The 25,752-nt window shown below is 34.3% G+C and carries 20 protein-coding genes and 1 pseudogene; 5 read left to right on the top strand and 16 right to left on the bottom strand.

All coding sequences use genetic code 11. The features are described 5' to 3' along the window. Positions 1-6: 6 nt before the first annotated feature. The 7 genes and pseudogenes from nikA to kdpA form a co-directional block, all read right to left on the bottom strand. A complete protein-coding gene (nikA, locus tag HMPREF2642_RS02440) occupies positions 7-1,605 on the bottom strand; it encodes a staphylopine-dependent metal ABC transporter substrate-binding lipoprotein (RefSeq protein WP_070597634.1) in 1,599 nt (532 codons plus the stop codon). A gap of 50 nt (positions 1,606-1,655) precedes the next feature. Then, a complete protein-coding gene (cntM, locus tag HMPREF2642_RS02435; RefSeq protein ID WP_070597633.1) occupies positions 1,656-2,966 on the bottom strand; it encodes a staphylopine biosynthesis dehydrogenase in 1,311 nt (436 codons plus the stop codon). After that, positions 2,959-3,774 (bottom strand): staphylopine biosynthesis enzyme CntL, encoded by an 816-nt coding sequence (gene cntL / locus HMPREF2642_RS02430; RefSeq protein WP_030061407.1) that lies wholly within the window; start codon positions 3,772-3,774, stop codon positions 2,959-2,961. Before cntL ends, cntM begins: the two co-directional genes overlap by 8 nt. Beyond that, positions 3,771-4,613 (bottom strand): annotated as a pseudogene (cntK, locus tag HMPREF2642_RS02425) (histidine racemase CntK). The gene cntL and the pseudogene cntK overlap by 4 nt, the downstream one beginning before the upstream one ends. A gap of 553 nt (positions 4,614-5,166) precedes the next feature. Beyond that, complete coding sequence (gene kdpC, locus HMPREF2642_RS02420; RefSeq protein ID WP_030061405.1) at positions 5,167-5,727, bottom strand: potassium-transporting ATPase subunit KdpC; 561 nt, start codon at positions 5,725-5,727, stop codon at positions 5,167-5,169. Between the two features lie 15 nt (positions 5,728-5,742). Then, positions 5,743-7,764 carry a K(+)-transporting ATPase subunit B gene (locus tag HMPREF2642_RS02415; protein ID WP_030061403.1) on the bottom strand — a complete coding sequence of 674 codons (2,022 nt, stop codon included), beginning with the start codon at positions 7,762-7,764 and terminating at the stop codon, positions 5,743-5,745. A 19-nt stretch (positions 7,765-7,783) separates the two neighbouring features. Then, positions 7,784-9,466, bottom strand: a complete 1,683-nt coding sequence (gene kdpA, locus HMPREF2642_RS02410; protein ID WP_049427150.1) for a potassium-transporting ATPase subunit KdpA — start codon at positions 9,464-9,466, stop codon at positions 7,784-7,786. Positions 9,467-9,733: 267 nt separating this feature from the next. Here kdpA and HMPREF2642_RS02400 point away from each other — a divergent pair, with 267 nt between their 5' ends. Further along, positions 9,734-12,388 carry a sensor histidine kinase gene (locus HMPREF2642_RS02400; protein WP_030061399.1) on the top strand — a complete coding sequence of 885 codons (2,655 nt, stop codon included), beginning with the start codon at positions 9,734-9,736 and terminating at the stop codon, positions 12,386-12,388. Between the two features lie 4 nt (positions 12,389-12,392). Beyond that, positions 12,393-13,094, top strand: a complete 702-nt coding sequence (locus HMPREF2642_RS02395) for a response regulator transcription factor (RefSeq protein WP_049427166.1) — start codon at positions 12,393-12,395, stop codon at positions 13,092-13,094. A gap of 144 nt (positions 13,095-13,238) precedes the next feature. On the opposite strand, the gene HMPREF2642_RS02390 is transcribed toward HMPREF2642_RS02395, so the two are convergent. The 4 genes from HMPREF2642_RS02390 to HMPREF2642_RS11685 form a co-directional block, all read right to left on the bottom strand. Beyond that, positions 13,239-14,351, bottom strand: a complete 1,113-nt coding sequence (locus HMPREF2642_RS02390) for a quinone oxidoreductase family protein (protein WP_030061395.1) — start codon at positions 14,349-14,351, stop codon at positions 13,239-13,241. A gap of 94 nt (positions 14,352-14,445) precedes the next feature. After that, complete coding sequence (locus tag HMPREF2642_RS02385) at positions 14,446-15,324, bottom strand: T3SS effector HopA1 family protein (RefSeq protein WP_030061393.1); 879 nt, start codon at positions 15,322-15,324, stop codon at positions 14,446-14,448. Between the two features lie 15 nt (positions 15,325-15,339). Beyond that, positions 15,340-16,296 (bottom strand): phosphotransferase, encoded by a 957-nt coding sequence (locus tag HMPREF2642_RS02380; protein WP_030061391.1) that lies wholly within the window; start codon positions 16,294-16,296, stop codon positions 15,340-15,342. A 190-nt stretch (positions 16,297-16,486) separates the two neighbouring features. Continuing rightward, a complete protein-coding gene (locus HMPREF2642_RS11685; protein WP_176744840.1) occupies positions 16,487-16,636 on the bottom strand; it encodes a hypothetical protein in 150 nt (49 codons plus the stop codon). Positions 16,637-16,963: 327 nt separating this feature from the next. Between HMPREF2642_RS11685 and HMPREF2642_RS02375 the strand changes: the two genes are divergently transcribed. Next, the gene (locus HMPREF2642_RS02375; RefSeq protein WP_030062712.1) at positions 16,964-17,884 is read left to right on the top strand and encodes a hypothetical protein; all 921 of its coding nucleotides are present in this window, start codon (positions 16,964-16,966) and stop codon (positions 17,882-17,884) included. 146 nt (positions 17,885-18,030) lie between these two features. Here the strand turns inward: HMPREF2642_RS02375 and HMPREF2642_RS02370 are convergent, their stop codons facing one another. The 3 genes from HMPREF2642_RS02370 to HMPREF2642_RS02360 form a co-directional block, all read right to left on the bottom strand. Next, positions 18,031-19,500, bottom strand: coding sequence for a trypsin-like peptidase domain-containing protein (locus tag HMPREF2642_RS02370; RefSeq protein WP_051673299.1), 1,470 nt, complete (start codon positions 19,498-19,500; stop codon positions 18,031-18,033). 352 nt (positions 19,501-19,852) lie between these two features. Then, positions 19,853-20,515 (bottom strand): ABC transporter ATP-binding protein, encoded by a 663-nt coding sequence (locus HMPREF2642_RS02365; protein WP_049427145.1) that lies wholly within the window; start codon positions 20,513-20,515, stop codon positions 19,853-19,855. Positions 20,516-20,527: 12 nt separating this feature from the next. After that, positions 20,528-21,577 carry an ABC transporter permease gene (locus HMPREF2642_RS02360; protein WP_030062709.1) on the bottom strand — a complete coding sequence of 350 codons (1,050 nt, stop codon included), beginning with the start codon at positions 21,575-21,577 and terminating at the stop codon, positions 20,528-20,530. A 308-nt stretch (positions 21,578-21,885) separates the two neighbouring features. Here HMPREF2642_RS02360 and HMPREF2642_RS02355 point away from each other — a divergent pair, with 308 nt between their 5' ends. Next, positions 21,886-22,863 carry a tRNA dihydrouridine synthase gene (locus tag HMPREF2642_RS02355; RefSeq protein ID WP_002434900.1) on the top strand — a complete coding sequence of 326 codons (978 nt, stop codon included), beginning with the start codon at positions 21,886-21,888 and terminating at the stop codon, positions 22,861-22,863. Positions 22,864-23,082: 219 nt separating this feature from the next. Next, positions 23,083-23,577 carry an isoprenylcysteine carboxyl methyltransferase family protein gene (locus HMPREF2642_RS02350; protein ID WP_030062708.1) on the top strand — a complete coding sequence of 165 codons (495 nt, stop codon included), beginning with the start codon at positions 23,083-23,085 and terminating at the stop codon, positions 23,575-23,577. Positions 23,578-23,841: 264 nt separating this feature from the next. Here the strand turns inward: HMPREF2642_RS02350 and HMPREF2642_RS02345 are convergent, their stop codons facing one another. Further along, positions 23,842-24,360, bottom strand: coding sequence for a dihydrofolate reductase family protein (locus tag HMPREF2642_RS02345; RefSeq protein ID WP_030062707.1), 519 nt, complete (start codon positions 24,358-24,360; stop codon positions 23,842-23,844). A 250-nt stretch (positions 24,361-24,610) separates the two neighbouring features. Further along, on the bottom strand, positions 24,611-25,591 hold the full coding sequence (gene sph / locus HMPREF2642_RS02340) for a sphingomyelin phosphodiesterase (RefSeq protein ID WP_030062706.1): 981 nt from the start codon (positions 25,589-25,591) through the stop codon (positions 24,611-24,613). Positions 25,592-25,752 lie beyond the last annotated feature (161 nt).

The raw sequence follows: 25,752 nt of genomic DNA, 5'->3' as shown, positions 1-25,752 counted from the left end.
GCTCCTTTACTTATATTGCATTTCGTTAAATGGTAATTCATATTGTGATTGTGTAAACGACACTTTGTCTAAGTCCTTAGGTGCTACCACAGTCATCCTGCCGTAAGATATCGGAATGAAGATACCTTCTTCATCTACTTGTTTTAAAATGTGTTGATATGCTTTAGAACGATCCTTTGAATTCTGTATTTTGAATGCCTCATCGATATCTTTATATAATTTTGATTTATTCTTAATGCCAGAGGTTGCACTTTCATATCCTGTTTTGGTTTTAAGTGCTGCAAGCGTACTTTGTGGATCATATAATAATCCCCAAGTTTGATTGAACATTAAATCATAATCTCCAGATGTACGTCTTTCAGCAACTTTATCTGACGTTTCTCCGTTAATATCTAATTTAACTCCTAATTTTTTAAATTCTGCTTGTAAGTATTCCGCTTGCTCCTTTTGATTAGAGGATCCTTTATCGTAATACATTGATAAGGTTAAAACTTTACCATTCTTTTGACGAAGGTTTTTGTTTTTGAACAATTTCCAACCAGCTTCATCTAATAGCGCTTCTGCTTTTTTAGTATTAAATTGACGTGTTGGCATGTTGAAGTTAATGTCCGTCACATTTTTCGCAAATAACTGAGTTGCCGGTTTTTCTTGACCATCTAGAATGTCTTTAGATATTTTATCTCGATTTACCATATATCCTAGTGCTTCCCTTACTGTCTTATCACTAACGGCGCTATCTTTATTACCTGAGTTCACCACAAGCATTTTCGTATTCATTGGCTGACTTCGTTTTATTTGGTATTGTCCTGTGTCCTTGAGTTGATTCAAACTATCTTTATCTAAGCTGTCAGTTCCTCTATCATCGGTAAACGCAAAGTTAGTTTCACCTTTTTTCATAGATAAGAATGCTGTTTCTCCAGCGGGTTTAACTTTCGCTTCGACTTTATCTAATTTAGCTTTTTCGCCCCAATATTGATTATTTTTATTAAATTCTGCTGACTCATCTTTGTGATGTTGACCCATTTTAAACGGACCTGTACCATCAAATGATTTCACGCCATCTTTTGTTGTGCCGTTTTTAAAGTCTTTAGGAGACACAAATACATATGGACGAGGCATAGCAAGCTCTGCTAAGGCTGGTTGATATGCTTCTTTTAAGTGAAGCTGCACTGTGTATTTATCTTTAACTTTCACATTGTCGATAAGTGTGGAAATTTTTAACCAAGAATGTAACTTTTTATTTTGTTGTACAGCATCGATATTTTTCTTTACTGCCTCAGCATCAAATTTTGTACCATCATGAAAAGTTACATCTTCTCTAAGATGAAAAGTGTATGTTTTACCATCCTCAGAAATATCCCATTTCTTTGCTAATAATGGTTTAATCCCCTCTTTCGTATGACGTACCAGAGGTTCATAAATCATACTTTCTGCTGACATTGAACCACCGTAGACATGAGGATTCATATCTCCGATGTCCTTAACAGTTGTATAAGATAATGTCTTTTGTTCTTTTTTCTTTTCTAATCCCTCACTACCACCGCAACTTGCTAATAAAATCCCTGATGCAAGTAAAATCGTACTCATCTTTGTTAATCTATTCATTTTGTTTCCTCTTTCTATGTTGATAATAATTGTTGTGTGTTCTTTAAGTATTAATGTGTCGCATTATGTTCAGTTTTATTTTTTAAAAATTGTTTTACCAAAGCAATGTCCTCATCGTACTGATGTGAGTCAAATTGAGCTGATAGAGATTGTTTAGGGTGTTCTGCACGGTAGCCATCACAATAGCTACGATAACGTGCTAAAAATTGATCAATCATTGGTGTTTTAACGTTAAGCGCCCTCCCTACAGCTTGAATCATAGCTGTTCGATAGCTATCCTCACTTGGCATTCGCGGAATGTGTGTAACGCCTTCTTCATCAATATAAAGACGTTTATATGGTACTGCCGAGAAGTCAAAGTAATGTCCATTCGAATCTGGTTCAGAAAATGGATCGATTAAAATAGCAGTGTAACGAACATAGAGTAAATATTCTTGATGTATCGCTGGTAAGTCTTCAAATTGATTAATTTCTCGTTCACTTAGCGTTTCTGGTCTGACCGGATAATTCTCTTTGACCATAAATTTTAAAAGATTGACGGACGGCACTCTTAATTCGTTTAAAATTTTCATCATCTCTACCCACATTTGACGCATTTCTCGTATCAGTTTCATCGTGATAGGTCCTTCAGGAAATAACTTATAGACGTAAACAGGAACTGTTGTCCCTTTGAAAACTGCTTGTAATGAAAAGTCATTCATAAATAATGCAGGATGAACATAGAGCGAGCTGTTATGTACTTCAGCATGTAACGGTGTATCCATTACAGCGATTTGGATATTCAAATGATGAAATAGTACACATATACGATCTATAAATCTTGAATCGGTATGAGTCGATCCAACATATAACTTTGACTTCACACCTGATGTGAGCACCTGATGTGGTTGAGTAGTATCAACTACTCGTGTGTCTCCTAAATATGTTGAAAAGGACACTACTTCTACATCTAGATTTAACTCTGACAACAGTTGTTCTATTACCATATGAGAACCTAAAGTCGGAGATACTAGAACAATGTGTTGTAGACACTCAACTGTGGCCTTTGCAAGTCGATTTAATATTGAGCGATACGCATCAGCCGTGCACGCCATGATTAGAGTATTGTAAGTACTACTCACTTCCTGTATATCTTTATAAAATTGTCGCACTTTAAATTCACCTGAAAGTTGTTGATGTGCAGCATTTTGAGTGGTGACCTTAAAATAACCGTCACGTTGATACGCATTATAAACACGTTGGGAGCTGGCTGAAGTCTTAACACGACTTACCATATCAATAGTTTGATGCGCCATTTGGCTATATAGTTGAGCAAGTTGAATGGCCACAGGTCCACTTCCAACTATTAAAGTATTAGACATGCATCGCACCTCCTTTATTAGAAGCTTTGCGGTACAATGCAATATCAAAGATGTGTTCAGGTCGTGAGAGCCGTTCGACACAACGCCATTTTGTTTCCTCTGTTTGCTGAGATGGATAATTGAATAGCGATTTAATACCATCTCCATAACGCATCGCTACAACCACGTTATCTTTTGTTATAGCGTGTAATTGATTTAGAATATCGTATTTAACAGGGATGGTAGAGCTGAAAATGATGTGCGTAATCGTCTGCATATCGTCTATTTCTTCAACAGTTTGATTGGTGATAACTATATCTTCGTTTGGAGCAAGCACCTGAACAATTCGTTGTCCTAAATCAACTGCTTGTGAATCGATATCAATGCCTATTACAGAAGCACCTGTTTCTTTAGCTACTTGAACAAGCGTCATAGGATAAGCACCTGACCCAATTAGTAATAATTTATCTTCTTTACCAAAATGAAATTGGCCGAATTCTTCATGAATACACTGTTCTACATTGTCAAAGTAACCAGATGTAGAGGATCGTCCATCTAGTAATCTTTTAGCACGTATTTCTTCAACACGTTTTACACACTGTGACGTTATATCTTGAAGCTGGTGAGTTAAACTTGCTTTTGCTTCATTGTTGCTCCAGTCTTCAAATTGATGTTTAGCAATGGGATTTAAAATAAATTGACTATAATGGTCAACTAGCGTTTCCAATGCCTGGATATAATGCTCATCTTCTAATACTTGGTAATATAGTGTTTCAAATTGCCTTAGATATTCTTGTAACTGTTTGTTTATACCGTGTTTTGGGTTCATAATTGTGTCTTTGTCTCCTGTTCTATATATGCTAGTCCTGTTGCGACAGTTGAAACTTGACCTTTGATTGATGTGATGTATCCCTTTTTATTACTGTATGTCGAAGAAACCACTATACTTCCCCCTGGTTGCTTCACTTTGAAATCTTTACATGGTTGATTCGTTTGATATTGTTGGAAAACACCAATTGAAGCAGCACCTGAGCCACAGCTATTTTCCCAAATTAAGCTTTACACTTCAGGTATATAAATAAGTGGCATTAAAAAGTGTTGTCGTGAATCAAATAGCATGATTCCAATAGTTTTAAATGTAGTATGCCATTGTTGTTCTCTGACAAATTGTTCGACTTGGTATTTGAAGTTCATTGTAGTCTCTTGCGTTTGAATAACATAGTGTATGTAAGTTTCATAAATTAATTCGAGCGCATCGTATGGTTGACCAGCGATAATTAATTGTCTTGGTACAATACTTTGCACTTGAGGCATCCCGACCTCATAATATTGCTGGTTATGAACGGTACATGACACGGTTTGAGAACAACCTGATATTTTTAATTGAAACTGCTCACTTTCAAGCAATTGATGTTCTTGTAAATAATGTATGTATGACATCGTTGCATTCCCACAAAATTCATTCCCACTCATTACTAAATGAAATTGATCCCCATTGGTATAATCACAAGATTCAATAAAACCAACTTGTTCACAACACACATGTGTCGTCTCCATTAATTGATTAGCGATTGATGCATATTCTTCAGGATGATGTTTAGAGTGAACAAGTATAGTCATATTTCCTGATGGATTATACTTAGAAAATTCAACTATCTGTCGATGCATATGATGCTCCTTTATGTTGTAAATTCTCTATTAAGGTTATTGATAAAAAAATAATTGTATGTAGAGTTATCAATAACCTTAAATTAGTTGTACAAAATAAATCGTAATAGTTACGATTTGAAGATTATAGTATACGAGTCGGATAATATTGTCAATATAATTGATAATAAATTTCATTTAGATGAGTTCGGTGGAAAGGACAATTTGTGCATTGTGAAGAGCGATTGAAGATAAAAAAAGCTAGCAAATTGGCTAAAAACAAGCCAATGCTAGCTTAAAAGGGGTATATAATTAGACTTCCCGATGTGTTACATCAGACAAACCGAAGTCTTACCCATAAATTTTAAGAAGATCTTATAAAGAGGATTTAAAGCAATTTCTTCTCACTTACACTTATGATAAGTTGTTTTAATGATGACTTTCATGCTCGCTACTTTTAAGAAATATATCTTCAAGTGAAAGTTCTTCTAAATCTACTTTGAATATATCTATGTCTAGAGAAACATATAGTTTAACAATAGATGGAATAGTGTTTTTTCTTTAGTTTTTAACGTTATTTCATTTTATCAAGTGCAATGTTCATTTTAAGTACATTCACGTAATCTTCAGTCATGGGTGAGGATTGTTTATATTGTTGAATCATGCGTTGAATTGTTGCTTCCTCGATACCACGTTCATTCGCAATCCTTTTCGCTTGAGCATTGGCATTTGAAACGGTGATATCTGGATCTAATCCTGACCCTGAAGCAGTCACAGCATCTGCAGTAAGATGATGTCCTTCTTTATGAATCGAATCTTCAACACGCTGTTTAAATTGAGGATTAGAATTTGCTAGATTTGAACCACCTGATGAAGGTCCACCGTTCGCTTTCAAAAGTTTCTTGTCCATATTATAATTCACGGCACTTATTCGACCATGGAAGTATTTAGAATCGTTCCATTGTTGACCAATTAATTCTGAACCAATTACTTTACCATCTTGTTTAATTAAACTTCCATTAGCTTGATAGGGAAATGCGACTTGACCTATTGCAGTCACTGTTAGCGGAAATATAAACCCACAAAGGACAAATAGTACTACTACAAGTCCAACACTTTTTCGTATCGTTGCCATTCTACATCTCCTCCTTTAGACAACGTATTGAATAATTACATCGATGAATTTAATACCTATAAATGGCACAATCATACCGCCTAATCCATAGACCAACATATTTTTCATTAATATCGTTTGCATTGAAGCGCCTTTAAATTGCACGCCTTTCATCGCAATTGGTATGAGTAACACAATAATTAATGCATTGAAAATGAGTGCCGATAACACTGCTGATTCAGGTGAATGTAAATGCATAATATTTAAGCGATTCATTGCTGGCATTGCAGACATAAACATAGCTGGTAGAATTGCGAAATATTTCGCGATGTCATTCGCAATACTAAACGTTGTTAAAGATCCGCGTGTCATCAATAATTGCTTACCAATTAATACGACTTCCATTAACTTTGTAGGATTAGAATCTAAATCAATTAAATTTGCCGCTTCTTTCGCACTTGTTGTACCAGAGTTCATAGCTAAACCAACATTAGCTTCTGCTAGAGCAGGTGCATCATTTGTACCATCACCTGTCATCGCCACAATATGACCTTTAGCTTGTTCTTCTCTAATAACATTAATTTTATCTTCTGGTTTACATTCTGCGATAAAACGATCTACACCCGCTTCTTTCGCAATCGTTGCTGCAGTAAGTGCATTATCACCTGTACACATGACGGTTTCGATACCCATCTCGCGTAATTCTTGAAATCGTTCAACAAGACCGTCTTTAATTACGTCTTTTAAGTAGATGACACCTAAAATTTCATTATTTTCAATAACAATGAGTGGCGTGCCGCCTTTTTTAGAGACTTCAGTGACGCGTTCATCTAAATCATTAGGAATAGATCCACCCGCTTCTTTAACACGCTTAATCATGCTATTAGGTGCACCTTTATACACTTCATGATCTTCAAACTTCGCACCACTCATACGAGTCTCCGCAGTAAATGGGAAATATTCGCCTCTTTCTTGAGGTAATGTGATGCCTTGGCTTTGTGCAAGTTTAACAATACTACTTCCTTCAGGTGTATCATCTTCTACGGAACTTTCATATGCTGCTCGCACTAATCTTTCATAACTCGTTGATGCCACAGGAATAAATGCATCTGCCATACGATTACCATAAGTAATCGTTCCAGTTTTATCTAGAATCAACACATTTACATCACCACATGTCTCTACGGAACGGCCACTTTTCGCTAAAATATTAAACTGAGTCACACGATCTATTCCAGCGATACCAATAGCAGATAACAACCCTCCAATTGTTGTTGGAATTAAGCAGACTGTTAAGGCAATCAACATCACAATTGATAAATTGAAATGAAGAAATTGTGCTAAGGGGTACATCGTCATAATTACGACGAGAAAGATAATAGTTAGCGTCATTAAGAGCGTGAACAATGCAATTTCATTCGGTGTTTTCTTTCTTGTCGCCCCTTCAACTAAATGAATCATTTTATCTAAGAATGATTGACCTGGTTCCGAAGTGATTTCTATTTCTAACCAGTCAGAAGTGACAGAGGTGCCTCCAATAACATTATTGAAATCTCCGCCACTCTCTTTAATCACTGGCGCTGATTCACCGGTAATCGCAGATTCGTCGACAGTTGCTAAACCTTTAATAACTTGGCCATCATTAGGTATTTGTTCTCCAGTTTCTACACGAACGATGTCTCCTTTTTTCAAATTGCTAGCATTTATCACTTCGTAGCTGCCGTCTTCTTTAATTAATCGCGCCGTCATTTCTATTTGTGTCTGGCGTAAGGCATTCGCTTGCGCTTTCCCTCGCCCTTCTGCTAGCGCTTCTGAAAAGTTAGCAAAAATAAGTGTCAGCAATAAGATGATGAAGATACTTAACACATACATACGCGATACATGTTCTTGTATAAATAAATGAGGTACAAAAATTAATAAAAATGATAGTAGCATGCCCACTTCTACAACAATCATGATAGGGTTCTTCACCATATATTTAGGGTTTAATTTAACAACACTTTCCTTCAGTGCTTGTCTAACCAAACTTGATTCAAATATTTTTGATGTTTTCATCATTTTCTATCATCTCCTTTCATCACGAATGCAACAGTAGTTGTTCTCCTATTGGTCCAAGCATTAAATCTGGTAGGAAGGTCAAACCACTGAGTAAAATGATGAAGATAATCAACACGGTGCTAAAGAACAGGTTATTAATCGGTACATCTTGTGAGTCATCGGTATGTTGATATGTTTTCTTGTTGACCAAGCTAGACACAATCAACAGTTGTAAGACGATGGGGATATAACGTGCGACGAGCATCACAATTGCTGTCGAAATATTCCAAAATACAGTGTTGTCTTTTAAACCTTCAAAACCTGAACCATTATTAGCAGATGAAGATGTAAATTCATAAATGACTTGAGAAACGCCATGGAATTGTGGGTTTGTTATCGCATCTTTCGCGCCAGGAATGATAAATGCCAATGCTGAAAATATTAATATCAATAATGGATGGACTAAAAATGTGAGTGCTATCCATTTCATCTCTTTGGATTCGATTTTCATACCTAAATAACTAGGCGTCTTTCCAATCATTAAACTGCAAATAAAGACAGTTAACATGACATAGATCAACATATTCATCAGACCGACACCTTCACCACCAAAAACGGCATTTAACATCATAAGAATCATTGGAGCCATGCCACCCATAGGTGTGAGACTGTCATGCATGTTGTTAACAGTACCAGTCGTAAAAGCTGTCGTAATAGTTGTAAATAAAGCTGATTGAGCAATACCGAAACGTGTTTCTTTGCCCTCCATATTGCCTCCATCGATTCCTAAGTGGTGTAAAATCGGACTTCCTGCAGTTTCATAATGTAGACAAATAAGTAAAAGCAAGACAAACATCGTAAACATTGCAATAAAGACCATTACCGCATGGGGATGGATGTGCTGTTTAGCGTTCAGCATTCTGCCAAATAAAAAAACAAGCGATCCAGGAATTAACATCATACTTAATGCCTCTGCGAAATTAGACCAATAGGTTGGGTTCTCAAATGGCGTGGATGAGTTGGCACCTAGGAACCCTCCACCATTCGTTCCAAGATGTTTAATTGACTCTAATGAAGCCATAGGTCCATATGCAATGGTTTGTTTCACACCTGACATGGTTTCAACAACTAGATTGCCATGTAACGTTTGAGGTGTACCTTGACTAATAAGAAATATGCTTAACACGAATGCGAATGGAATTAAGACACGTATGATAAATCGCACGACGTCTTGATAGAAGTTACCTATGACGTCTGTCATACCCGTTAGTCTACGCAACATTGCGATGCATACTGAGTAACCTGAAGCGGCTGAAGTGAACATCAGACACGTAATGACACCCATTTGCGTGAAATACGTTAATCCCGTTTCGCCCGCATAATGTTGTAAATTTGTATTCGTTAAAAACGAGGCTGCCGTATTAAATGCGAGAGACACTGATTGACTTAAATTGTGATTGGGATTTAACCATAGCCATTGTTGTGTCAGTAGTAAGATAAATGCTAATGCGCCAGTTAAACTGTTAAAACATAAAAAGTGCTTTAAATATGTTTTACCTGACATGTGCTCTAGTGACGTACCAATCAATTTGTAGAGTCCCTTTTCTATAGGTGAAAATAAGACATCCATCTTAGACGGTACAATTAAAGCCACTGTATATAAGTATCGACTCATTACGTATGAGAGCACGATAAATGTGATTAAAAATAGAATCATACTCATGATATTTCCTTCTTTCGCTACTAGAATTTTTCACTCCAAAGTAATGCATAAAATAGAAATAAAATTATTCCGATGATCATGAAGGCTAAAAATGTAATCATTGTGCTTCCTCCTCACTTTCATGGACATCTTAGCAAGAGCACTGTAATTAAAGTATTAATATTTGAACAAAGTTATAAAGGAAATATAAAGATAAGAAATTAAATAAAAATAAAAATGGATAAATAGATTAATCTTAATTAATATGTAATTAAGAGGTGGTGGCATATGGAAAGTTCACATAGACACAGAGGTAAACTCACCATTTATTTAGGTTATAGCCCTGGTGTTGGAAAGACATATGAAATGCTATCGAACGGTATCGACCTTTATAAAGAAGGTGTCGATATTAAAATTGGCTATATAGAGCCACATCAACGTCCTGAGACAAGTGCGCTTGCTAAACAACTACCAGAAATTAAGACCTCTAGCCGAAAATTTGGGAGTCATCTCTTTCACTTTATCGATGTGAATCAAATTGTTGAGGCGCATCCAGATGTTGTGCTTATCGACGAGTTGGCCCATACGAATATCTCAAAAACACGACATTTAAAGCGTTACATGGATATTGAAGAAATTCTTTCTCATGGCATTGATGTTTGGACGACACTTAATATTCAACATATTGAAAGTTTGAGTGGACAAATAGCACTGATGACAGGTATCCAAGTATCAGAACGTGTTCCAGATCAATTTATAATGTCTGCTGATGCTTATGAAGTCGTTGATATTTCGCCAAATATGTTGATTCAACGCCTTAAGGCTGGAAAGGTATACAAAAGGGAACGCTTGGATACTGCTTTTTCCAATTTTTTCACATATGAGAACCTGACAGAGTTACGTGAACTTACGCTAAGAACTGTTGCGGATATTATGAGCCAAAAAGAGCAACAGTATAAAACGAAGCATACTGATGTTACGCCTCATATTGCAGTAGCTGTAAGTGGAAGTATTTATAATGAACGTGTGATTCGTGAAGCAAGACGCGCAGCTTATAAAGAGCATGCAAAGTTTACTGCTATTTATATCGACACCTTTGAAACACGTTCTGAAAGTCGTGCGCAAGATCATTATGTTCATAAAAATCTGATGCTTGCCAAATCACTAGGTGCTGAGATTAAGGTGTTATATGCACAAGATATTGCGAAGACATTGATTGATTCGTGCGATAAATCATTTGTGACTAAATTGGTGCTCGGTCAGTCTGAACAACCACCTTGGAAAGAGTACTTTAAGAAGTCATTAATTGAACAGATTAATCATACTACGCATCACTTTAAATTAGAGATTGTCCCGATACATCAGATTTATTCGGATAAGCAAAATCGTGATCGGAGTAGCCGTAAAAAAGATAAAAAACCATACCAACTCACGTTATCAATCGATATCGTTAAAATGTTAACCATCCAAATTGTATGCGTACTATTAGGAATGTGGATTTATAAGATGGATAAGAATGAGTCTAGTGCTATTATTCTTTTAATGTTTTTTATTGGCATTATCGTACTTTCCATTTGGACACAGTCATATTTAATTGGTTTCTTCGCATCGATATTAAATGTCTTCGTCTTTAACTATTTCTTTACTGTGCCGAGGTTTACGCTAGAAATGTATCGCTTTGAATATCCCATCACTTTTGTGACGAGCATATTTGCTAGCATTTTCACGAGTGGCATATTGAAAAATTTAAAATATCAACACTCCCTCACCGAACGTCAGTTATATCGTACAGATATTATGTTGCAATTTAATCAGTCGATTAAGGAATCATATGCGACTATGAAGTTGTTGAGTGTGGCTGGTGATCAAATTCACCAATTATTAAAGCAGGATGTTACTGTATTTCAAATCGAAGCTAAGAAAGTGATGCAGTCCGCGTCGTTTGGAGTTAGCTCGAGTGCGCATAACCATGGGACTGAGGATGCTGAAACGTTAAGTTGGGTAATAGAGAATGAAAGACGTGCGGGTAGACTAACCAACACCTTCCCAGGTAGTAAATTTCTATGTATTCCAATTGGTACAAGACCAGTTAAGGGTATTATTTCGATTCAGTTTACAGATGAGGATTACATCGATACATACGACAATTCTATCTTAGATTCAATGTTAAACGATTTGACCCTTGCCGTTGAAAATGTCGCCCTACTCAAGCAAACGAGACAGTCGATGGTAATAGCTGAAAGAGAAGCTACAAGATCAAATTTCTTACAATCTATTTCACATGATATTAGAACGCCATTAACATCTATTATCGGTAATTTAGATGTAGTGAAATATCATAATGATGGCTTGGATAAAAATGAACGCGCGCAACTGTTAACCGCTTCATACGAAGAGGCACAATATTTATATACGTTAGTCACAAATATACTTTCTCTAACGAAATTAGAGCGTTCAGATATTCAAATTAAGCGCACCTCATACCTTGTAGAGGAGCTACTCGAAGAATTTGAAGATGGACTCGTGCGTCGTCATCAAAATCATAAAGTCACTATTGAAGATAATGGAACATTCGCACTGGTATATATCGACAGCAAATTAATGCTACAAGTTTTATTTAATTTGGTAGAAAATGCATTAAAGCACTCTGAATCGCATTCTGTTATCACCTTACGCGTGCATGAACAAGACTCAAAGATATTATTTGAAATCATTGATAATGGTAAAGGTATACCTAAAGAAGAGCGAGATTTAATTTTCAATCCATATTATTCGGGGGATTACTTTAAAGATAATAAAAAGGATAGCCTAGGACTCGGTTTGTATTTAGTCCAACTTATATTAAAACAGCATCACAGTAAATTAGAATATCAATCCAATGAACCAAGTGGCAGTATATTTTATTTTTATTTAGATAAAGAACAAATAAAAATGGAAGGGTGAGATGATGAAATCTACACTTTTAGTTGTTGAAGATGATGAAGCAATTTTACATTTAATCGATGTAGCATTAACTATGAGTTACTATAAAGTTATTAAAGCGAAAACAGGTAGAGAAGCGGACTTCCGCATTAGAACAGAACATCCAGATATTATATTACTTGATCTAGGTTTGCCAGATATTGATGGGCTTTCTTTAATTAAACGATTAAGAGAATGTGTGGACACCCCTATTATCGTTATCAGTGCGCGAACAGAAGAGGAAACTATTGTAAAAGCGTTAGACTACGGGGCGAATGATTATATGACTAAACCCTTTAATATTGATGAATTACAAGCACGTATCAGGGTTGCACTTCGCGTTTCGAAACGGCCTGACACGATGCAAAATAACTTTGAGAACGGCCCGTTAATCATTGATTTCAGCGGTAATTCTGTTTATATGATGGGACAGGCTATTCACCTAACACCTTATGAATTCCAATTATTAGAAATTTTAAGTCAGCACGTTGGTAAGGTATTAACATATCAGGTTTTATTAAAAGCACTATTTGGATACGTCAATAAGTGTGACATGTCATCATTACGAGTACATATGGCCTCACTGCGGAAGAAGCTTAATAACAGTGATACAACGTATGAAAGTAGTATGAAAAAACTCATTATCACCCATCCAAGAATTGGTTATCAAATGCAACATTTGGAGTGATATTAAAGCTTTGTATATATTAATAATAATGTAAACGCCACATTCTTTGTTGAAGAGGATTGTGGCGTTTTATATATAGCTTTTATATTTATGAAGTTTTAATTAAGTAGTAGTATGAATAACCTTCTAACATCTTTTTAACTTTTAATCATATAACATGATTGCTTTGCCTAGACGTCCTCGTGTGTTATAGGTACGGTCAACAAATGCACTACCTTCCTCTATAGAGTAGCTTCTATCGATTGGAACAATAAACTCATTTTCATTATAATCTGAAATACCTTTTTCTAAGTCTCCCCAAGTTCCGATACAATTACCTATTAATGATAGATTATTGAGCATAACTTTTAACATAATATTTTTCAGATGGTTAGGTGTTTTTTCATCTTCATTTTCAGAAAAGGCGGGATGTTGGTTTTTATAACCGCATGTAATATAGCGTCCGCCTACTTTCATTTGATTCACTGCTTTTTCTAAATGCAAATCAAAATAAGGATCAAATACGACGTCAAATTCACCTAAGTCTTCTTCCCACTTCTGCATGTTCCTATCTACTTTATGTAATTTAGCTGGCCGAATGAGTGCTTGTTCTTCAGGCGTCCATTCCGATGTAGTTAATATTGTCGTATCGATTCCTTTACTGATTAAGTTATTAATAATAAACATAGACGTATTAGAGCGACCGCTCAGTACTAGTGCACGTTCATTCTGCTTAAGATTTACACGCCTTACCATGCTTGTTGAAGTTTGGCTACCTATTGAGAAGCCTGCTGCAACTGCGTTATTCATATGTTCTGGTATTTTGATAAGCTTTGATTTATGCAATCTGAGCCATCCTTTTGAAGCTTCGTTTGTGACTGCTCCAGGTGCCACCCCTGGAAAAGGAGGGTCGGGATACGCACAGTTGGGTATCACACGTTGTCCAATTTCAAATTCATCAACTGAATATCCTTTAGCTACAATTCTCCCTACAAAGTCAGAACCAAAATAATCGAATGGTGGAGCTTGAGAATTTACATCTTCTTGCATTTTTAAAGCGGCTTTTAGAATAATGGCTTTATCTCTATAATTGCAAGAAAACGCATCAACTTTTACTAACACGAAATGTTCGTTCTCTGATGCATCTTCGTTAAAACTTGGTCGTTCTAATTCAATCAAACCACAATGAATGGGTGTTCCTGCAATACTTACATCAGGTAACATCGTTACATCTTCTTCTAATACTAAATTTGTATTAATTAAAGCTAAAACTTTCATAAGCTGAGTCACTCCTATCAGTATAAGTCACACACTTTTAAAACTTTTGGATAGAGCATTTTCATAATGTAGCGCACACACCATAAATCTCTGTTCACTTCACTTTATTTTTAGACAAATCATTAATATCTATCTGATTCGCAATGAATCTTTGCTTTAGTAATAATTTGAAGGAAGCACCTGTAATAAAGTAGTCTTGAATGGCGTCGGCTATAGCACTACAACGATGTTCACCAAAGCTCTGTTGAATACCATTAGTTTGAATAGGCTCTTCAGCTGTAAAGAGGTTGTATGTTAATTGACTCGCTAGTTGAGAGGCTTTTTTAATCTTTATAGGAGCCTTTTTAACATGTTCAATTAATACTTTTTCAACTTTGTCTTTATCTTCACTACTGTAAAACACGAGTGCGTCATTTCTTGGATAACTATCAGAGGAGGATAAAATTTTAGCAGAAAAACTCACGTTCTTTTCAACTAACTCATTTACACATTTACTCCATAACTCTATAGCATATTGAGGCGTGTCTGCATAAATATAATGACGTGTAACCTTATTAATATGTAAACCATTATTTGTATGTACGAACATGAAAAATCCAGGCGTCAAATTAGGTCTAGAACAAGGCACAACAATACTATTATCTTCATTTACTTCTTCTTTGATTCGAATCCCTTGAATAACATGGTAGATTTGACCGTTAAAGTTTTGTGTACTCGTCTCTACTCGAATCCCAGGATCTTTAATGCTACTGGCAATTTGTTCGTTTAAATCATTAAATGTTTTTGATGATTGTTTGACTTGATTGTTCAAATTTCCAGTATGTAACATCGAATATAACCACTGTTTTAACTTACTTTTTTGATTTTCAAGGACGTCATCATATGTTTCATTATCTATTTTAACTTTGTTTAAATCCGTTTCTAATTCTATTTTTTGTGCTAAATCTTCTAACGTATTCACTTTTTCTGTCATAGTACGTCCTCCAATTTATTCAAATAGTTCTATTAGATTTTTTGGAAACACTATTACTTCTCTACCTATCCCAAGAATCGCTCTATCTATGGCAGTTAAACGAAATGAAAATTTAGCTCTGCTCATGATTCTTTCCACGAGAAACCATCCAATATTTCGAGCAAGATGTATGTTATTAATCATTTTCTTAGATACATATGTTTGATAAGCTAATTGAATTAAAGGTCTCATTTGTTCAATGTAATTAAGACCTCGTTCCATAAACTGATCTTCTATCTCCTTAGCATCTGAAGTTTCTTGAGTCGTTTCGGTAAAAGTTTTTAATAAGCAATCAAAATAAATAGAACCAATTAGTCCCGCTAAATCTCTACTTGGATCCCCTTTACGTAATTCTTCAAAATCTATAATCCAAATATCATCATCTGTAAATATAAACTGATCCAAACGAATATCACCATGACAAATACAGACGTCATTATCATGAGATTGCTGCATTATCGTTTCTACGAGTTCTGAGTCTTGTTGCAATAAACTAAACAACTCTAGTTCTGCGCCCGTACAGCCGGCATATTCATATTTATTTAATGCATATAACAACGATTCACGCTGCGGTAACTGGTCTTCTGAATCTATATCCACATCATTGATATCAGATAAATGTAATGTCACTAACATATCTGCAGCTTTTGCGATTTTGTGTTTAAAATTTGGGGATGGTTGTTCTAATTCTTCTTCTAACGATGTAGCATGTTCAATCCATTGATATTTAAGCGATAAACTGTCTTCATCATGGTCAATCAACTTTGGAGACTTCAATCGAATAGTATCTGTGCGTATGTCTTCCCATTTCAAGCAATTATTGTATCTTCTGAGCGCGTCAACTTTAGGTCCTTTAATTACTTTATGTAAATATTGAGTTGTTCCATCTTCTTCAAGACTGATGATATTACGACCTTCTTTAACTTTTTGCATTAAATGTTCTAAGCTCCTTTCATGTAAATTACATTTTTTATTTTTAAAATGTGTAAGGTATGATTTATGTAATGTTTGGCGTTATGAATTAGATATTAATATCTCACATAGCCATTTCTTTATTTATATTAAAAAGTTACTACCCTATAATCTTAGTCATTTAATTTAACATTATTGATGATTAACTGCGTTAAGCTGCACTCCAAGTAACTGTATAAGAAACGGATGCAGAAATTGATGATGTACGACCATCACCTAAATCTCTTTCTTCAATTGCACTTCGTTGAATATTATTTGATGATGTATAGTGACTATATCCGTTGATTAAAATATTTTTCATATCGATTCCTCCTGATGTTATAGGGTAGCAACCGCTTTCATTATAATTCCGAAAAAGAGTAAATTCAATTTTTATATGTAAATTTACATTAAATTTATTAATATCTTAATAAATAAAATAATAAAATTGTCACTAGTATAAAGATAATATTAATGTTTAATAAAAATTAAGTAAGTTTATCGTGAAACAATTTTCAAAAATTCAAGACTACTACGTTAGAAGGACCTCAAATCATTCAAAATATAAAAAAGATAATAAATATATAAAACAGCGTAATATTAACAATAATTTAAAAATATTGTACGATGTATAAATGGAGGGATGATTATGAAAAAGCAATTATTAGGGACTGTATTATTAAGTACGTTCTTACTAGGGGCATGTTCACTCAATATCGGTACAGACGATAATCAAGGTGAAGGTAAAAAGAATAATGAAGAAAGTAGTGAACATAGTTCAAATCAGTCTAAAGACAAGCAGAGTAATAAAGATACCAAGGTAGATAACCAAACAAATCAAGCTAATCAAAGACAAGCAAATGGTTCCGAAAATAATGATGCTTCAAATCCAGGCAATGAAGGAAACAATAACGAGACAAATTCTGAAAACCAATCAAATAATGGGACGATTTCAGAAGATGAAGCGATTCAAAATGCTAAAGAGCACTTTAAAAATTCAGCCACAAATGATGATTACAAAGTTGATTCAAACCAATCTAATAGTAAAGAATACTACATTACCTTTACAGCACGTGATGCCACAGGCTTTCCAATGAGTGCGGCTACTACTGTTAATAAGCAGACAGGTCATGTTAATGGTTATATAGATAGAAGAACTAAAGCAGAGAAAGAAAGACATGTTCAACATGCTAATGAAAGTTCGTTATATAAAGGGCCGAATAGTCAAAATAGAAAATTATTCGGTAAAGATTTAAGCCATCCAAATTACAATGATCAAAATGCGCAACAATCGCAAAATGAAAATAACCAACAGAAACAAAATAACGAAGATCAATCACAACAAGAATCGAATAATGATGATAGTAGTCAAAGTAAGGAAGGCACATCAGAAACCGAAGCTGCTCAAAATAGTGAACAAGAACAAAATCAATCGGTAGAAGAAAATCAGGATAATGATACACAAGCGGAGCAACAACAAACTGACAACGCTTCTCAAGATGCTGATAACAACCAAAATAACGACCAACAAAATAGTGTTGAAAAACCTCAATCAGTAAGTAGAGACTAAAATACATTTTTATAAATAATAGAGCGTTCTCAAAAAATTTCTGAGAACGCTCTTTATATTTATCTAGTTTGTTTTAAGTGATTAATTATCTACTAAAGACTTATTGATTAGTGTGAGTTGTGAAAAATTTCCCTAAACTCTTAATATTACACGATATTATCTATAATTTCCTTACGTAATTTACCTCTAATTTCTGCCATTGTGTTTAAATGATATTTCTTATAATCTCCAGCATCCACTCTAAACGCGTGTACGCCGATAATTTCATTTTTACTATTTAAAACAGCTCCACCAGATGAACCGGGTTCAGCCATCATTTGATAGTAGCCGATAGGATTTACATTTCGTGCAGTCATAGAATATTTACCTTTAGAATGATACATCGTACCAGCTGGATCATTTTTATATTTTCCATATGGCGTACCATAGTGATACATATGAATTGGCGTATTAGCTTTCATTGATTTAATGGTACTTTCTGATGCAATCTTACGTATTTTCATATATTTAGAAATGTCTTCATATGTATAAACCAATGCGACATCTCCGTATTGCAACATTTGAACGCCAAATACTTGGAGCGAACGAACTACTTTGGAACCTTCTTGTAATAAGTTGATTCTCATGTTCTCAGGTTGTGCAGGTGTTAGTGGTTTATGTGCACGTTGATCATTCACTACATGATTCGCAGTTAAAATCGTATGTCTGCCAATTGCTGTACCCGTGCCGTAAGTTAATTGTTTAGCTGTCGGATTCCAATTAAATACAGTTGCGATATTAGCATCTTTCGCTTTAGTATGCTCGATTGTAACGCCCTTATTACCCGATTTCTTCATAATTTTTAAAGCATCATCAATACCTGATTCTTTTGTCGTTTGACCGAAATCACGCACGTTATCCCCACCTGGTACATTGGATGGCCAACGTTTAGGTGGTTTATTGTAGTAATTCTTTTTAGGTTGCGAATATGTTGATTTTGATTTTACTTTTACTGTTGAGGTTGGTTTTGCTTTTGACTTAGTCGTTGTTTTGATTGAAGTTTTGACACTCGGTTTTGTGGATTTCTTTTTTGTTACAGTTGAGGAAGTGCGCTTCGGTGTCGTTTTAGTAACTTTTGAAGTTGATGGTGTCTTTTTCGTTTTAGTTGCTGTTGATAACCAATGAGGTTTCTTGTTACCCGGTTTGATAGCTTTCGTTGTCTTTTGAGGTTTAACTTTAGTTGGTGAAACTTTGTGATGAATAATTGTGTGTTTAAGTGTTTTACGTTGTTTTGGTTGAGTCGTTTGCTTTGAATAAGACTTTCCCACATGTTTAGTAGTACTTTGTTTGTGAAGATTGTTTGTTACTACATGAGTCGAAGATGGTTTCGTACGTTTAACATACTGTGTTGTTGTTTGTTTTGTTGGCTTTGTATATTTTGTCGTTCTAGTAGGCTGATTACTTTTATGAGTTATTTGTGTTGGTTGAATGCCATTTTTAGTTTTAGGTGTTTGATTTGTATACTGTTTAGCTACTTGGTGTTTAGGTGTCTCTTTTACGATCACAGTATTACCTTTAGTAGCAGCATCTGCCTTGTTGAAATGTAATAACGCAGAGAGACTAAAAATAACTAGCATCACAATTGAAGTGTAAATGAATTTTCCCAATAATTCCCCTCTATACACTGTGCATGTCCCCACTTTCTTATCGAAATAAGTATATTTTTTATATGTATTTTAACTATAATGCATGAGTGAGTTTTGCACAATATAAACAATTGATTATCAATAAAGTTTTTTACAGTTTAAAATGGAATTGAAAATAATTATAAAATAGTGTTATATCAGCAATGATATTTATAATCACCACTGATCCAGAGAACTAAAACAGAAAACCTCATCATCTAGAGTTTGTTCTAAATGATGAGGTGTGTAATAAACCGATAATTTTTACTCGTTATCATTATAATTTTTATATTTCGCTATTCTACTACTTTTCTTTTAAATAGCCATCTTCCATATGATACATTTTATCACAGAATTTTGTTAAACGTTCATCGTGCGTCACAATGATACATGTTTTATGACGTTGTTTAGATTGTTCTTTAAGAATTCTCATTACTGCCATCGCATTTTCTGTATCCAACGAAGCTGTTGGTTCATCCGCTAAAATAATAGACGGTTGGGTATAGATTGCTTTAGCGATTGCCACACGCTGCTTTTGTCCCCCTGAGACTTCAGATGGTAATTTATTTTCAATTTCTTTCAAACCTAAATCATTTAATAATTTTTCAAATTCGCCAGTGCTTAAAACTTCTTTTTTATAATTTTTCAATAAACGAAATTGCTGTCTGATAGTTAGAAATGGCACTAGATTTGTAGATTGTAAAATAAAACCAATTTCTTTCATTCTCATCTTAGCAAGTTGTTTCTGACTCAATTGTGAAATTTTATTATCATTAATGTATATTTCCCCGTGTGTAGGCGTTTGTAGTGCGCCAGCCATTGTTAGGAATGTACTTTTCCCGGAACCAGAAGGCCCTACAATAGCTATTAATTCGCCTTTATCAAAGGTCAAAGATGTGGATTTAACAGCTTCAATCATTTGGTTACCATCTTTAAATTCTTTCGATACTTGATCAAACTTCAACATTGTAGCACCTCCTTATTCGATTGCTTTGAGTGGGTCAATTTTTCTAATAGATAATACCGAGAATAAGCTGCCAATCAAGGACGTTAATATTAAAACAACCCCAAACACTATGAGCGTCACAATATTAAATTCAACCGGTACCGCTTCTGGTAGGACAAATCCTGTGAGGATAGTAAGTACAAGACCTATCAATGTACCAATCAATGCTAGGATAAATGTTTGTGATAAAACCATCTTCATTAAGTAGCCATTAGTAAAGCCCTGTGCTTTCAAAACACCGAATAAGTTTTTCTTCTGCAATGTTATAACATACAAGAATACGCCAATCACTGTTGCTGAAATGATAAATAAGAATGTAATCATAAAGTTCATTGTTAGATTTTGTGGTTTATATCCAGGTAAATCTTCAATAAATTTATTAATACCTACCACTTCAAGATCTTTGTCTACTTTTTTATCTTTCCAGTGTTTATCTCGCACAACTATTGCATTGGTTTTATCTGTAGTTAATGTTGGATTGATTTTTTGCATCGTTTTATTATTAGTGAAAATAACAGGTGAAGCATTATATTTTGCACTTTCTGAGACACCTACGATGCGTAATTTTTCATCGGATTGAGATAATTTAATCTTATCTCCTACTTTAAACCCTTTATCTTTGAGTGTCTGATCAATAACGACTTCATTGTCTTTAGCAAATTTTTTACCTTTAACTATTTTCGGCATTAAAAATGAATCTGCTTTAATCCCAAAGAGTAGTGCATTCTCTTCACTATCACCATTAGAGGCGATAACGCCCATTTGTTTTAATGAGGAGGTCTCTTTAAATTTATCGTTCGATTTAGATGTTTCGAAAATGGATTGTTGCACGGTTTGATTCGCATCTTTATTTAAAACGATAGCATCCGCTTTCCACTTTTTAATTCCTTCTGTATTCATGTTAATTAAACCATTAGCTAAACCTGAAAGTAAGAAGAGTAAATAACTTATAAGAACTAAAATACCGATAATCAGGCCAAACTTTAGCTTATTGCGTTTAATTTCATTCCATGCAAGAAACATATAATACCTCCTTTGTCTGTATTATTAATCTAGTATAGCAGTTATTAAACTATGGAAGATAATAAATGTACTTCTGAAAATTTATGGTCAGAAATCATACAACTAAATCTAGAAAGTTAAGCGCCATAACGTTTGTAACTATTTTAGAAAAAAATCATTATCCTTTCATTCTTTTTTAGACTACTCGTAGACTCCCTTTCCAAAAATGATAGCTATTAAAATTCATTTTGTGTATGTTCACATTTTATGGTAATATCATCATGCATAAATGTGCGAGATACTAATAATTAAGAAGGTTTAAATATATTATGAAAGAAAATTTTTGGAGTGAATTACCACGTCCATTTTTTATTTTGGCGCCAATGGAAGACGTGACGGATATTGTCTTTCGTCATGTTGTGAGTGAAGCTGCTAGACCGGATGTGTTTTTCACTGAATTTACAAATACTGAGAGTTATTGTCATCCCGAAGGTATACACAGTGTTCGTGGTCGTCTAACGTTTAGTGAAGATGAACAACCTATGGTCGCTCATATATGGGGAGATAAGCCTGAGCAATTCCGTAAAATGAGTATTGGTTTAAAGGAGATGGGCTTCAAAGGGATTGATTTAAATATGGGCTGCCCTGTTGCAAATGTTGCTAAAAAAGGTAAAGGATCTGGCCTAATTTTACGTCCTGAAAGAGCGGCTGAAATTATTCAAGCCACTAAAGAAGGTGGACTACCCGTAAGTGTTAAAACACGCCTTGGTTATTATGAAATAGATGAGTGGAAAGATTGGCTCAAACACGTCTTTGAACAAGACATCGCAAACTTATCCATCCACCTCCGTACACGTAGAGAAATGAGTAAGGTAGATGCACATTGGGAATTGATTGAAGCTATTAAAACAATGCGTGACGAGATTGCACCACATACTTTATTAACGATTAATGGTGATATTCCAGATAGACAGAAAGGTCTTGAACTTGCTAATAAATATGGTGTTGATGGTGTAATGATCGGTCGCGGCATCTTCCATAATCCCTTTGCATTTGAGAAAGAGCCACGTGAACATACAAGTGAAGAACTATTAGACTTGTTTAGATTACATTTATCATTGTATGAAAAGTATTCAAATGAGGAGACACAACAATTTAAAGCTTTACGCAGATTCTTTAAAATCTACATTCGTGGCATTAAAGGCGCGAGTCAATTGCGCCATAAGTTGATGAGTACAGAAACGATAGACGAAGCACGTGAACTGCTTGATGAATTTGAAGCTAAAAGAAATAATACAGAAGTTTAAAATATACTAATCCCCCCTGTTAACCATGTGATTATCAGGGGATATTTTGATAATGTTCGCTTTTGGAATGATTGACTCCTAATGATTAAACTAAAAAATAAATAATGTCATTGTTCTAAAATTAATAAATAGTTAATAGTATTTCATGCGTTTCCTTTATAAAATACTGTATGTTATCAATTTGAGGTTTATACATATAATAAAAAGACGGAGGACACCATGATTTTAACTATTTTACTTATCTTTTTCTGCATCAGATTAATTAGTTTAAAGATATCTATTAATCATTCACAACAATTAATAACAAATGGCGCTATCGAGTATGGCGTTAAAAATTCAAAATTTCTAGCAATCACTCATGTTTTAATCTACGTTTGTGCAGGTGTAGAAGCACTTATAAACAAAGATACTTTTAGTTTAGTGAATAGCATCGGTTTAATGATATTAGTTTTTGCTTATATCATGTTATTTATAGTAATCAAAACTTTAGGTGGTATTTGGACTTTGAAATTATTCATTTTACCAAATCATCCTATTATTAAATCAGGATTATATAAAGTGACGAAGCACCCAAATTACTTCTTAAATATCATTCCAGAGTTAATTGGGGTGTTATTATTAACTCACGCAACTTATACAACGGTATTACTAATACCTTATGCATATTTCCTATTTGTGCGTATTAAACAAGAAGAAAAATTAATGAATATGTAAAATGAAAAGCTTGTAATCACGGAAATGAATAACGCGTTTAAATGTAACGTACTCATCCGTAATTATAGGCTTTTAACATGTTTAGTAGATATGTGAAGGAAGAATTTTACTAAGTTGTTTAATCGAAGTAAAAGTAACCAATTGATATCAAAAAGATAATTTAACATTACTGTTTGTCTTACTTCAGACAACCGTCACACTTCCCCTTTTGTAAATCATAACTATTATAATTGAGCAGGTATAATAATCTACCACCTTATTTGATTAAATGATTTCATAATCTAATTCGACAAACTGATTATATTGTGTAACCTCACGTAAGTGGAGTTTTACTTTCTCATCTATTGAATTGAATAACTCAACACCTTGGGTAAGTATTGTTGGTGCTATGGTCAACTTTAACGATGTTATGATCTTCAAATTAATTAAAGTTGAAATCAACTTACCTCCACCAACAATCCATATTTTTTCATTATCATTAAATCTATTAAAAAGTTCGTCTAAGTCACCACTATAGAATTCAATATCCCAATCAATATCTGTGACTTTTGATGAGATTACTACTACCTTCTTACCTTGATATGGATTCTCTTCTACACCATTATCAATTAACCATCTAAAGGTACGGCCTCCCATTACAACAATATCTACGCTATTATAAAAGTCAGAATAGCCATTATCTCCTTCGCCTTTAACCTCCTCTAGAAACTGAACTGATTCATCTTTATCTGCTATAAAACCATCTACTGAAACAGCTAGATAAGCACATACCTCTTTTGCCATATAAAATTCCCCCTTATATATATAAGTAGCTCAGTCTAAATTTGAGCGTCCTCACATCATACAATTACATTTATTATTTACTTCATACATATTAGCATGTTTGGTTTATAATTCCTTTGTAAAGTTACTCAAAGAGGGCCCATACTGATGAATTGGTAATTTAAAAAAAAGCTATATGAGAAATCAATTTTGAATTGTGATTTCCATATAGCTCCTATTTTAAGTATTAATATTCAAATACATAGCAATACTAATTTGATGCATATGCAGAAAGTGGATAATGGTCTGAATAGTCATTATATTTATATGTCTTGCCCCAAGATTTCACAGACCATTCTGGTGACTTCACTTTGTGTACATTATTATGCCATGAGCTTGGTTGAGCATGGTCGCGATCTAGTAAAATATAGTCTAAATGCTGTGGTTCTAATTTAGGATAGTTATATTTCGCAATGCCATTGCTTTGTGTATCCCAACTATAGGCGTTGCCATCAAATTGTGTAGGTAATGAAACGTTCAAGTTCTCAGGCATTTGTTGATATTCCTCTGAACCTTTAATGACATTTAAATCACCGCCGATATATACGGGTTCATTTTTAGGAATATGTTTATCTTTGATAAATTGTTTAATTTCATCCATTTGACTCTGTCTGATTTTTTGGTCTTTTCCTTTAATACAAATTGGATCTTCAGCTTGAAGGTGTGTTCCAATTATATGTTGGTATTTACCATTTTTATTAATTTTAATGTATGCGAAACCTTTATTGCCAGCTTTATCAGCGCCGCACCCCTTTTTGTAAATATGTTGTTCTTGTTCGACGATTGGCCATTTACTTACAATACCAACGCCACCGCTCACTGGTTTTACTTCTCTATAAGTACCTGAAGTCTGTTGCCAACCGTCTGTACCTTTACCAACAATAGGCGTTTGATAAGGATATTGAGATTGTAAATTTGTTAAAAGACGATTGGATGCTTTTTTATCGAATAATTCATTAAAAATAACGACGTCTTGACCTTGTATATAATCAGCTTTTGAAATTAAATCAGCGCGCTGCGATTGTCCCCAATTGGGATACAATGCTGTAGGCAAGAAATAAACGTTATGTGTTGTAATTTTAAGACTGTCTTCAGACTTACTTTCATTAGCATGTGTAATTGTGGAAAATGCTAATAATAAACTGCTTACAATTAGGAATGTAGTGATTAAACATTTGCGTGGCCAGTTCAAATACCTCATTCATACACCTCATTTCGTTTGATGAAATGAGTATAACAAAAGAAATTTTGTTATTTTTAAAAATTACTATAATTAAATAAAATTTTAATAAATAATTAAAAAAATAAAGGTCTGTTGTAAAGTTGAGTATAATTTCAATAACATAGGAATGT

Source organism: Staphylococcus sp. HMSC055A09, assembly GCF_001809655.1.
Lineage (GTDB): Bacteria > Bacillota > Bacilli > Staphylococcales > Staphylococcaceae > Staphylococcus > Staphylococcus capitis.
The sequence above is the reverse complement of the archived record's forward strand: the minus strand, read 5'-3'. Positions and strand labels throughout refer to the sequence as shown.